Below are 12,563 nucleotides of genomic sequence, written 5' to 3'. Positions count from 1 at the left end.
CAACCTTCGGTAAAAGCCAGCCCATCATGGATAACGCGCCTACTGGCCCCCACCATCCTGTCGCTTCGGGGTCCGAGACGCCTGGCATCGACTTGGGCCTTAAAGCCCTTTGCCTTGTCGCCGGCTTCTATCGCATTGCCGCTCAACCCGAAGTCATCGCCAAGCAGCTGGCGCTTGGGGGGCCGGCTGCGTCCGACGATCTGTTGCGGGCGGCCAAGCTCGTCGGCCTGAAGGCGCGGCATGTCTCTGCCGTGTCCTCGGCGCGGCTCTCGGCCCTGCCGACACCGGCGATTGCGTGCCTTGCCGACGGTGGCTTTGCGATCTTTGCCGGAGCAACATCGCCAGGGGAATTGCGGCTCGTCGATCCCGCGACGATGGAAACGCGCGAGGTCGATGCTGCGGAACTGCTGCGGCTGACGGGTGGTTGCTTCATCCTGCTGCAGCGCAAATTCCTTGGCGCCGGCGCGTCCGCGACGGTCTTCGGGTTCCGCTGGTTCCTGCCGTCGATCTGGCGTTATCGCCGCTCGCTCGGCCATGTGCTGATCGCCAGCCTGTTCATCCAGCTGTTCGCGCTGGTGACGCCGATGTTTTTCCAGGTGGTGGTCGACAAGGTTCTGGCGCACCGCAGCTATTCAACGCTGACGGTGCTCGTCGTCGGCCTCGTGACGATCGGCCTCTTCGATGTCGTCCTGCAATATCTGCGCACCTATGCGCTCACCCACACGACGAGCCGCATTGATGTCGAGTTGGGACGTCGCCTCTTCCGGCATCTGCTGAACCTGCCGCTCAGCTATTTCGAGACACGCGCCGCCGGCCAGACGGTCGCGCGCATGCGCGAGCTCGAGACGATCCGCGAGTTCCTGACGGGGCAGGGGCTCTTCAGTGGACTCGATTTCATCTTCACCTTCGTCTTCATCGCGGTGCTGTTTGCCTATTCGACGACACTTGCCTGGGTGGTCGTCGCCTCGATCCCGTTCTATGTCGCGATCGGCTTCCTGATCCGTCCGTTCCTGCGCGAGCGCATCGACGAGAAATTCGACCGCGGCGCCTATAGCCAGCAGTTGCTGGTCGAGTCCGTCGTCGGCATGCAGACGCTTAAGGCGTCGGCGATCGAACCCGTCGTCGCCTCGCAATGGGAAGAGCGGCTGGCGGCCTATGTCCGTTCGTCGTTCCTGGCGGCAATGCTTGCGGCCAAGGGCCAGAACGCGATCCAATACGTCAACAAGCTGACGAGTGCCGCCCTGCTGATGCTCGGCGCCCAAGCGGTGATCGACGGAGCCTTAAGCGTCGGCGCGCTGGTCGCCTTCAACATGATCGCCGGGCAGGTGTCGCAGCCGATCCTGCGGCTGTCGCAGCTCTGGCAGGATTTCCAGCAGGTGCAGATCTCGGTGACCCGCCTTGCCGACATTTTGAACGCGCCAGCCGAGCCGCGGCCGTTGCAGCCGGTGGCGCTGCCCAAGCCGCGCGGCGCCATGGGCTTCAAGAATGTCATCTTCCGCTACTCACCGAACGGACCCGAGGTCCTGAAGACCATCAACCTCGAGATCCAGCCCGGTGAGGTGATTGGCATTGTCGGCCCATCCGGGTCGGGCAAGTCGACGCTGACCAAGCTGATGCAGCGCTTCTATATTCCCAACTCCGGCCAGGTGTTCGTCGACGGTCAGGATATCGCCCAGGTCGATCCTGCCTGGCTGCGCTCGCATGTCGGCGTCGTGCTGCAGGAGAACTTGCTGTTCAACCGCCCGATCCACGACAACATCGCGCTCTCCAATCCGGCGATGTCGCGGGAAGCGGTGATTGCGCTTGCGCGCCTTTCCGGCGCCGACGAGTTCATCGCCAAGCTGCCGAATGGCTACGACACGATGATCGAGGAACGTGGCGCCAATCTCTCCGGCGGTCAAAGGCAGCGGATCGCCATTGCCCGAGCGCTTTCGACCAACCCGCCGATCCTCATTCTCGACGAGGCAACCAGCGCACTCGACTATGACAGCGAGCGCATCGTGCTTGCCAACATGCGCCAGATCGTGCGCGGCCGCACCGTCATCATCATCGCGCACCGGCTGGCGACGGTTCGCGCCTGCAACCGCATCATCGGCATGTCTGAGGGGCGGATCGTAGAGGTCGGCACGCATGACCAACTTCTGGCCCGCACGGATGGCCTTTACGCTCACCTCTGGCGCCTGCAGAACGGCATGGCCGATGTGATAGCGGAGACAATGGCATGAACGTCCATCAGCCACGCCCCAAGAAGCCGGCCAGCCGCGCCGACCAGGAGTTCCTGCCGGCCGCGATCGAAATCTTGGAGACGCCGGCCTCGCCGATACGCGCCGCGATGATCTGGCTGATCTGCCTGCTGGCGGCTCTAAGCCTGCTGTGGGCCTATTTCGGCAAGTTCGACATCGTCGCGACGGCACAGGGCAAGATCCAGCCGATCGGGCGCGTCAAGATCGTCCAGTCCGAGGAACCGGGACGCGTCATCGTTGCCAACGCGGTCAACGGCGCGCGGGTCGAGAAAGGCGCCATCCTGGTCGAACTCGATCCGACCACTGCGAAGGCTGAGGAACAAGCGCTCTCCCTTCGTCTCCACGCGCTCCGGGCGGAGATCGCCAGACGACAGGCGCTGAACGAGGTCGTCAGCGCCTGGGCATCGAGCGACATCTGGACAAAGGCCGATGGCCCGCCCGGCCGCGCGATCGCGTTTCCCGAAGAGATCAGCGGAGCGCTCAAGGAGCGAGAACAACAGGTCTACGCTGCCGAAGTCGCAAAGCTCTCCGGAACGATCGCCAACCTGCACGCGCAGTTCACCAAGGGCCAGGCACAGATCGAGCGGTTGAGCGGAACGATCGCCGCCCAGAAGGTGTTCGTGGCAACGCTGGCCCAGCGGGTATCGATGCGCAGCAAGCTCGTCGATGTCGAGGCCGGCACGAAGGCATCAATGATCGACGCACAGGAAACCCTGCAGGAAGCCGAACGCGACCTTGCCTCGCAAAAGGGTGAGCACAAGGAGGCGGAGACTGCTCTTGACGTCGTCAAAAGCGAAGCGGCAAGCCAGCTCGGCCTGTTTCTCGCCGACAACACCCAGCGCTTGACCGAGGCACATCGCGAAGTCGATCAGGCAGCCCAGGAGCTTGCCAAGGCGAGCCGCAAGCTCTCGGCGATGACAATCAAAAGCCCGGAGACCGGCGTCATCCAGGCATCGGCAATCACCACGGTCGGGCAGGTGTTATCACCGGGCACGGAACTGATGCGCATTGTTCCGACGAGCCAAAAGCTGGAGATCGAAGCCTATCTGCCGAACCGCGACGTCGGCTTCGTCGAAGCTGGCCAGGAGGCGGTGATCAAGGTCGAGGCTTTCCCGTTCACCCGCTACGGCATCCTGCACGGCAAGGTCACCCGTGTCGCCACCGACGCGATCCCGGAGCCTGATGCCAGGCAGACGGAAGAATCCTCCTCCGCCAGCTTGCAGACCTCGGTCCCATTCAGCAATGCGCAACGCATGCAGAACCTCGTCTACCCCGTCGTCATCGAGCCGATCGAGACCGACATCCTCGTCGACGGCCGGGCGGTCCCGTTGTCACCGGGCATGGCCGTTACCATCGAGGTCAAGACCGGGCAACGTCGGATCCTCGAATACCTGTTCTCGCCGCTGGCCGAGGTGTCCTCGAGCGCGATGAAGGAAAGATAGTACCAACCGAGGGGCCAATACCGCGCGGCAGAACCCCTCACCATTGTGGTCTGCAGCATTTTAGAGAATTTGCGTATGTTGCCTATTTTGTCTTGCTGCCAGCGCCCCCAATCATCCGGCGGATATGTAAGGAGTGTTCCTTACAAAGTCAGGAAATGCCTGTAACCTCTCCGACCATTCGATATCGGTCTCAACTCTAATGCGGGGCCATACCGCCCACCAGCCGTGACGGCACGGGCTGCATTGCTGATTTTGTCGCGGATGGTCCCGTGAAAGTACCCCGCCCAGCGCTGACGGACCGCCACTTTGCCTTTCGTCCGGATCATGCGACAAGCACGGCATATTGGAGAATGTTGCCCGCATGCCGAAACCGTTTAAACGCGCTCCCGAAAGTGAACGCCGCCGAGAGTTGGTTGAGGCGACACTCGACTGTATAGCCGAGCTTGGAATACAGGCGACGAGCCTGCGCGCCGTCGCAGCCAAAGCGGGCGTTACCAACGGACTAATTCGGCACCACTTTGTCAATAAGGCCAATTTGATTGTCGCTGCCTATCGCAGGGCAACCGAAATGATGATGGCCCCTGCCATGGCGGTTCTCACCTCCAGCGAGGGCAGTCCTCATCAAAGGCTGGCGAGCCTCGTCAGGGTAACGCTCGGCAATGAGGAAACCGACTATCGATTGCTCGCGCTTTGGGCGACCTTCATCAGTCAAAGTCCGGTCGATCCAATGATCGCGGCTGTTCGCGATGAGAACTACGACATACTGCGCCAGGCTACCGAACAGTTGATCGCGGAAGTCTTCAAAGCCGAGGACCGGCGATTTACCGCATCTGACGTGGCGCGCGCGACGATCGAGGTGCATGCCCTGCTTGATGGTTTCTGGATCGCAGTGTGCCTCGAGACCGAGCGAAGCAAAACCAGAGGCTTGGCACAGCTTGGTCTCGATGCGGTGGCAAAAATTCTCGCAATCCGCTTGGCTGACGATAGCACCGCCTGAACCACACAGTGATCGGCCGAGTGTCGGCCCAAGCTCGCGGCGATCCCGTCCATCTGCCCAGCGTGTCAAGGGCTAGTTGCGCCTGACCTTCCAAACGAGCACTCTCACCAACCAGACGCACGTCGACGCGGCCGGCGTCAAATCGACTGTCGTCCAACCTGCACGCACATTGGCACTGGAAGCCGAACCTGCGCGTCGTCTTGCGCACCGGCACGATTATTATGCATCTGCATAATAACTGTTGCAAAGCCATTTATTTCGTTCAGGATGCATCATCCTGCAGCACGGCGTTGGGAGCGCCGTGAACCCGCCCGAACCAACGGCGCGGACCCAGAACGCCTTCAAAATCAAGAATTGGCTGCCAATAGCCACGAGGGGACACGAAGTGGAAACGACATCTTTCTCCACACGCCAAAGCCGTTTCTGGGCCTGGCTGTGCATCGGCGCGATCTTCGCCAACTTTCTGCTTGATACAATGATAGCACCGGCCTTACCGGCCATGGGAACCACGCTTGGGATATCAGATTCCCAGCTTGGCTTTGTCTTCACTTGCGGCTTGCTGAGCTCTGCGATCGCTCTTCCTTTGGGGGGCAGGATTGCCGATATCTGGGACAAGCGGCTCGTTCTGATCGGCATTTTGGCCCTCAGCCTGCTGGGTTCCGCTTGCGCCGCCCTGGCAACCTCATTTGCTGCAGCGGCCTTGGGACAGGCGCTGCTTGGCGCCGGGGCGATCCTGCTTCCCCTTGGCGTCGTGATCACGGCAAACAGCGGGGATGGAGAAAAATCCACTGCGATGGTCTTTGTTTCTTCCGGTGTCAGCGCTCTCGCGGGATTGGTGATCGGGGGCTATCTTCTCGATCACTATCCATACCAATCCCTGTTTTGGATGGTCTTTGCATTGAATCTGGTCTTGCTGGTCATTGCCGTTGCCACCGTGGTTATCTCACGCAAGGTCCAATTGCGGCGAACGACCGATGCCAAGCTCGACGTTGCGGGAGGCATTCTGCTCGGCGGTGCGTTGGCGCTGCTGCTTTACAGCACGAGCCTTATTGGCCGGCACGGACTGATGAGCGTGTCGGTCGGCCTTCCCCTTGCTACCTCGTTTGGGCTCGCCGTTTTCTGGTGGCGCAGCGCGCTACAAACAGCGTCTCCTCTGATCGATCCGCGCCAGCTGCTTGACCCGACCGTGGCAAGGTTCTCGCTTATCCAGTTGGCGACCGGCTTCAACGCGACAGCGGTTATGGTCGCAATTCCGATGATCGTCACGACCGGCATAGCGGATGGCGGTCTCGGCATGAGCGAAGCGATTTCCTCCTATGTGTTCATTCCGTCCAGCATTGTGTTGTTTGTCGCCCCAATGGCAACTCTACCGCTCCGCGGTAAAATAGGAGCGGGTGGGGTGGTCGTCACGGGCAGCGCGCTGATTGCCATCGGCACGGCCCTTCTGATCATCACCCACTCCATCCCGTCCATCATCGCGGCGACGGTGCTTGGCTCAGTGGGCCTTGGGCTTCTGCTAACTCAGACGTTCGACCTTTTGGCAGTCTGGATCGATGCGGACCGCGTAGCAAGCGTCAGCGGCTTCATTCTGGTGCTCAAGATCGCTGGTGCCGCACTCGGCGGACAGTTTGCGGCCACGATGATGGAACTTTTGCCGCCGGCAAGGGGATTCACGTTCGCCATGGTGATCGCGACCCTGATGATCTGCATTTCCATCCCTGCATCGTTGAGGCTTGGCCGCAGAGCAAACCCGGCATGAGCAGGTCCGCATGCCTTAAATGCGGCATCCGCGTGCAGCGGGCTGACGCGTCAGTTCAACACGATAGCGATCGAGAGTTTCAGTGAACGTTCAGACAAAGATCCTTACCGCCGAAAACGGATTCGGCGGGCATTTGGCCCTGCGCACTGTTCGCTTCGGCATCCCTGGTGGACGCCCGAAGGTGTACATCCAGGCAGGAACCCACACCGAGGAATTGCCGGGGCCTCTCGTCTTGCATCATCTCGAGCAGATTTTGGGCGGGGTTGACGCCGATGCCTGGCAGGGGGAGGTCATTCTCGTCCCCTTCGCCAATCCGATCGGTCTGACCCAGGCGATCTCCGGAAATCCCATAGGGCGACTTGAATTGGCATCCGGGATGAATTTCAACCTCTCCTGGCCTTCGCTGCCCGCCCCCAGCGAGATGTCCGCTACACAGCAGCTACGCAACGCCACCGCGCTCACCGCACTCGGGCAGATCAGACTTGAGATCCTGCGCATGGCCCATGATGCGGATATCGTCCTCGACATCCACTGCTGCATGGAGCCGGCTGTTAGCTTCGCATTCGTGGACGACCAACGCGCCGACAATGTACGTACTCTTGCTGCTGCCTTGAACCTTGATGCGGTGTTTACGTCGCCTGCCTCAAGCAGCGGAACCTTCACCGATGTGATCACCCAGATCAAGGGAACACGCGGCCGCGGAGAAGCATCCCATCCCAGCATGGTTGCCACTCTTGAACTGCGCAGCAACAGGGATGTGGACGACCGCATGGCTCATTTGGATGCTCTCGGGTTGAAGGCCTATCTGCACGATACAGGTGCCCTCAGGTGGCCCGGCGAAGCTATCGCCGTCTGGGCGGGCATTCTTGCTCCCTACAGCTCCACGCATGCAGTCGTCGCTGAGGTCGGCGGCGTTTTCCTTCCGAGGGTCACAATTCGACAAGAGGTCAAGCAGGGACAGTTAATCGGGGAAATTCTCATTCCTGTGCCGACCGGCAGCGTTGGCCGCACCTCAGTCCATGCGCCTTGCGACGGCCTCGTCATATCTCACGCCGATCCGTCGAAGATTTTGCATCCTGGCGCTTCGACTTGCATTCTGTTTCCGACCTCGCCAATTTGCGGGCCGGTACGAGCTTACTTTGATACCGGCTCAGGCTGGGCCTGAGTGCACGCACTCATCCGTCAGGCCACGGACATTGATTGCGAGCCATTAGCCAACATCGTCCGTCGACCCTTCTCAAAAACGGCTCACCTTTACCCGGCAAAACGTATCTATTTTTACGTTCGTTGCCCGCCGATTTTCTATCAGGGCCAGATGAGCATAAATCTCGAATCCGCTCTTGGTCTTATCCACTGGAAAACAAGGCGGCGTCGGGCCAAAATGACTACCGTTTGACACGGCGAATGCCTGCTACTTGAACATCTCAGGAGAGTAAGTGCCGTCGTCGCTGAGATCTTTGGCTCGCAGCTGCAACCAGTACAGAAATTGATGGATGGAGGTTGTGGTTTGATCGCCATTTCCGGCACGAAACGAATATTTTTCGGCCTCTCCACTTTGGATCAAGTCTGTGATGTAGCTGATCCTCGATATGACCGCAGCTTCGTCCAGCGTCGCCACGTTGGTTTCGTACATGTTGTTATTTTCGACGTTGTTTGAATACAGACCGGGATTGGCCTCTCGTCGCGCCTTGGCCTCGACCACGAGTTGCGCGGATTCGGCCTCGCGCGCAGCCAACTCGGCTTTCATTTGAGGGCTCAGCTGAACCACGGCAGAAGCTGGTACGGGCCTCCAGTTCTGAAAGTCTGAGATTTTTGGACCCGAATGAAACTTCATCAAATCTGCAGGACCAATTGGACTTGACATCTGGCATCGCCTCCGAAGCTTTCTGGCAAAAATAAAGGGGTGTCTTCCCATATAGGGAAGACACCTTGTGCAGAGCTTTCTTATGAGAAACTACCTCCAGCAATGCTCGTGCCATCGGCAAGCACGAAATATTCAATCGTATTGCCGCCGTTGTACCAATCTTGCAAAATCACTAGACTATTCTCATAGGTTGGGCCGCCATTCCGATCCTCCTGCGAAACCAACATTAAGTCATTCCCACTCCGCACAGCGAAGAGATCGCTCAAATTCGCGACGCGATCCAAATAGACGGTGTCACTACCGCCCGACCCTGTATCGCGGATCGTCGACTGCAAGACTGTGTCGGTATGGTAAATATCGCCTCCATTTCCTCCGTCGGCAAACCCTCTTCCAAGTTTCATGTTCAGGACGTCAGAACCCTCGCCGCCTAAGAGCTTAAATCCGATGTATCTTCCGTTGAGCGTATCGTTTCCAAATCCACCATCGGCCGTACCTGCACCCCACACTGTAATAGTGTCGCCGCCGAAACCGCCGTAAGCAGTGCCATTACTTACTACGATGGTGTCGTTTCCATCATCCCCATTAATTATTGTCCCGGTATCAATTCCGTCACTATAGTTGAACGATTCACCTTGGTTATTTCCCGCACTATAGATCTCATCATTACCGTCGCCACCAGCAATCGTGTCGGCTTGCGGGCCGCCTGAGACGGGACCTGCCGCACCGATATCCGAACCCGTCCCACCGAATATGACATCCGCGCCAGCCCCGCCATTTATTGTGTCGCTCCCACCGGCGCCTTCGAGCCGAGTGCCGTTCGCGCCGGCGGTCAGCGTGTCATTGAAGTTCGAACCAATGAAACGCTCAATGTTGGAGTACGTATCGCCGGCTGCGTCGCCCCCGCTCAGCACACCGTTCGCCAGATCTAAGTTCACGGCAGAGGCACTTGTGAGATACCAAATGCTGTCAACACCAAGCCCGCCATCGAACGAATCTGCACCGGCTCCACCGATAAAGATGTTAGAGCCGTTGTCTCCAATAAACGAATCATCAAAACTTGTTCCTTCAACAACCTCAACATTGGTAAAAATATCCCCAGTTGCGAGACCTGTGTGACTGCCGGTGAGGAGATTGACGCTTATCGCCGAACTACCTGCGGCATAACTGATAAGGTCTACGCCGGCACCGCCATTGACGCGATCAGCGCCAGCACTGGCAATAAAGGTATCTCCGTAATTCGAACCCGCAATCACCTCAATGCTATCGAAGGTATCGCCAGCTCCGATCCCGGAGATAACGCCGGTTGCGAGGTTGAAGGTCATCGCGGTTGAGCTGTCAACGTAGCTTGCGGTGTCGTCGCCGTCTCCACCGAAGAACTGATCGGCGCCTGCACCCCCGGAGAGAATGTCGTTCCCATTGCCCCCATAGAGCTTGTCATTCCCATTACCGCCGCTCAAAGTATCTATTCCGTCGCCCCCGTTGAGCTGGTCGTTTCCGTCACCTCCGTTGAGTGTGTCGTTACCAATCCCGCCGGTGATGACGTTGTCGCCCGCATTACCCGTCAACGACGAGTTGCCAGTACCGATGTAGGTGAGATTTTCGACGTTGGCGTAGCCTGCCATCGAATAGGTTGCGAGCGCGGTTCGGATCTCATCGGTACCTTCGCCTGAAGCCTCTGCAATCGTGACACTCTGGTTGCCGGCAACGTAGACGTCGTCGCCGGCTCCACCGGCCAGGACGTGACCCGAGGTGGAAGACCCAAGAGTATCAGCGAACGATGTGCCCAAGACTCGTTCGAAATTACTGAGGACGTCGCCTGCCGCGTCGCCACCGCTGACCACGTTCGTCGTCAGATTGACGTCCACCGCACCACTCGACAGCGAGTAGTCGATCGTGTCGAGTGTTCCGGCACCTCCGTTGAGAATGTCCGCTCCCGTCGAGCTGAAGAAGGTGTCATTAAAATTGGAGCCTGCAAAGCCTTCAACGCCGTCAAATGTATCACCAGCTGCGTCGCCGGTATGGATGCCTGTTTTCAGGTTCAGCGTGATCGCCGCCGCGGCAGATATGTAGCTTGCGGTATCGGTTCCGGCACCGCCAATCAGCTGATCGCTTCCCGCTCCACCGACGAGGACATCATTGCCGGATCCGCCGGTGAGAATGTTGTCGCCGGCGTTACCGGTCAGCGATGTATTGCCGGTTCCTGTAAATGTCAGCTTTTCGACATTGGCATAGCCCGCCATCGAGTACGCGTTCAGAGTTGTGCGGATTTCATCCGCACCTTCGCCTGCCGCTTCTGTGACGACGACCCCCTGGTTTCCAACAATATAGATGTCATCGCCGACACCTCCGGCCAGGGAATGGCCAGCGGTCGAAGAAGCAAGCGTATCGGCAAACGATGTGCCCACAACTCTCTCGAAATTGCTGAGGACGTCGCCTGCCGCGTCGCCACCACTGACCGCATTGGTCGTCAGATTGACGTTCACTGCGGCATTCGAGAGCGAATAGTCGATCGTGTCGAGCGTGCCACCCCCTCCGTTCAGGTTGTCGATACCGACAGAAGCAAAGAAGGTATCGTTAAAGTTCGATCCAACGAACACCTCAATGCTGTCGAAAGTATCGCCCGCAGCTTCGCTGGTATGAACACCGGTGGTAAGGTTGACGGTCACGCCTGAAGTTGCTGTTACATAGCTTGCCGTGTCCGTGCCGCTGCCGCCGATCAGCTGGTCCGCACCGCCGCCGCCAATAAGGACGTCATTGCCGCTGCCTGCGGTTATGATGTTGTCACCGGCATTGCCGGTGAGAGTGACGGCACCCGTTCCGGTGAACGTCAGACGCTCGACGTTGGCGAAGGCTGCCATCGAGTACGAATTCGCGGTGGTACGGATCTCGTCGTCGCCGTTTCCAGCCGCTTCGGAAATAGTGATGTTCTGGCTCGTGACGAGATAGGTGTCATTGCCAGCCCCACCTTGCAGCGTCTGGCTGGTAGTGGCGGACGATCCAAGGGTGTCGTTTAAGGCTGAGCCAATGACTTGTTCGATGTTGAGGAGGCTGTTGCCCTGGGCATCGCCGCCCGATCCAACCGTGGTGACGCCGGCTGCGCCGAGGGTAACGGTGACTGCCGACGCCGAGGCGGAGTAATCGACGGTGTCCGTTCCACCGCCACCGTTGAAGGTGACGGCCGTGCCGTTTCCGACGAAGGTATCATTGAGATTGGAGCCCGAGAAGATCTCGATCGAGTTGAAGGTGTCGCCGGCCGCCTCGCCGGTATGGGCGCCGGTCTTGAGGTTAAGAGTGACCTGGCCGGCATAGACCGCAGTATCGTTACCGCTACCTCCAATCAGCTCGTCGGCGCCTGCACCGCCCGTGAGGAAGTCGTCGCTTGCTCCTGCAGTGATGATATTGTCGCCGGCATTGCCGGTCAGACTAGCAGCACCCGTGCCGGTGAAGGTCAGTCGTTCGACGTTGGCGAAGCCTGCCATTGAGTACGAGGTCGCGCTGGTGCGAATCTCGTCATCACCGCCGCCGGCTGCCTCAGTGATGGTGGTAAGCGTCGAGCCGACTATATACGTGTCGTTGCCGGCACCGCCAGCAAGCGCCTGGCTGATCAGAGCTGTCGTCGACAGCGTGTCATTGAAGGCCGACCCGATCACCTGCTCGATATTGACCAGGCTGTTTCCCTGGGCATCGCCGCCGGACGCGACGGTCGTGACCCCACCGGCGCCGAGGGTCACGTTCACCGCCGCGGACGACGCTGAGTAGTCGACCGTGTCGAAGCCACTGCCGCCGTTGAAGGTAACGGCTGTGCCATTGCCAACGAAGATGTCGTTGAGGTTGGAGCCCGAGAAGATCTCGATCGAGTTGAAGGTGTCGCCGGCCGCCTCGCCGGTGTGGACACCGGTCTTCAGGTTGAGTGTGACTTGGCCGGTGTAGACTGCGGTGTCGTTGCCGGCGCCGCCAATCAGCTGGTCGGCCCCCGCACCGCCGGTGAGGAAGTCGTCGCTCGCTCCAGCGGTGATGATGTTGTCGTTGGCATTGCCGGTCAGACCCGCAGCACCTGTGCCGGTAAAGGTCAGTCGCTCGACGTTGGCGAAGGATGCCATCGAATAGGTATTTGCGTTGGTGCGGATCTCATCGTCGCCCGCGCCGGCCGCTTCGGAGATGGTCACGTTCTGGGTCGTGACGACGTAGGTGTCATTGCCGGCGCCGCCAGCAAGCAACTGGCCACCCGCAGCAGTCGAGCCGAGAGTGTCATTGAAAG

Annotated in this window: 7 protein-coding genes; 5 read left to right on the top strand and 2 right to left on the bottom strand. The window is 59.4% G+C overall.

Annotation, left to right across the window (positions count from 1 at the left end):
• The first annotated feature begins 26 nt into the window (after nt 1-26).
• The 5 genes from VGO04_RS11715 to VGO04_RS11695 all read left to right on the top strand — a co-directional run bounded on the left by VGO04_RS11715 (nt 27) and on the right by VGO04_RS11695 (nt 7,606).
• Nucleotides 27-2,225, top strand: coding sequence for a type I secretion system permease/ATPase (locus VGO04_RS11715; protein WP_327496129.1), 2,199 nt, complete (start codon nt 27-29; stop codon nt 2,223-2,225).
• The gene (locus tag VGO04_RS11710) at nt 2,222-3,685 is read left to right on the top strand and encodes an HlyD family type I secretion periplasmic adaptor subunit (protein WP_327496128.1); all 1,464 of its coding nucleotides are present in this window, start codon (nt 2,222-2,224) and stop codon (nt 3,683-3,685) included. Before VGO04_RS11715 ends, VGO04_RS11710 begins: the two co-directional genes overlap by 4 nt.
• 361 nt (nt 3,686-4,046) lie before the next feature.
• Nucleotides 4,047-4,682, top strand: coding sequence for a TetR/AcrR family transcriptional regulator (locus VGO04_RS11705; protein WP_327496127.1), 636 nt, complete (start codon nt 4,047-4,049; stop codon nt 4,680-4,682).
• Between the two features lie 385 nt (nt 4,683-5,067).
• Nucleotides 5,068-6,441 carry an MFS transporter gene (locus VGO04_RS11700; RefSeq protein ID WP_327496126.1) on the top strand — a complete coding sequence of 458 codons (1,374 nt, stop codon included), beginning with the start codon at nt 5,068-5,070 and terminating at the stop codon, nt 6,439-6,441.
• 82 nt (nt 6,442-6,523) lie between these two features.
• The gene (locus VGO04_RS11695; RefSeq protein WP_327496125.1) at nt 6,524-7,606 is read left to right on the top strand and encodes a succinylglutamate desuccinylase/aspartoacylase domain-containing protein; all 1,083 of its coding nucleotides are present in this window, start codon (nt 6,524-6,526) and stop codon (nt 7,604-7,606) included.
• Between the two features lie 246 nt (nt 7,607-7,852).
• On the opposite strand, the gene VGO04_RS11690 is transcribed toward VGO04_RS11695, so the two are convergent.
• Together VGO04_RS11690 and VGO04_RS11685 are read right to left on the bottom strand one after the other, a co-directional pair.
• Nucleotides 7,853-8,188 (bottom strand): hypothetical protein, encoded by a 336-nt coding sequence (locus tag VGO04_RS11690; RefSeq protein WP_327496123.1) that lies wholly within the window; start codon nt 8,186-8,188, stop codon nt 7,853-7,855.
• Between the two features lie 197 nt (nt 8,189-8,385).
• Nucleotides 8,386-12,522 (bottom strand): calcium-binding protein, encoded by a 4,137-nt coding sequence (locus tag VGO04_RS11685; RefSeq protein WP_327496122.1) that lies wholly within the window; start codon nt 12,520-12,522, stop codon nt 8,386-8,388.
• Between the last annotated feature and the right edge of the window lie 41 nt (nt 12,523-12,563).

It is taken from the genome of Ensifer sp. (assembly GCF_035999185.1).
GTDB lineage: Bacteria > Pseudomonadota > Alphaproteobacteria > Rhizobiales > Rhizobiaceae > Ensifer.
This window is presented reverse-complemented; position numbering and strand designations above follow the sequence as displayed.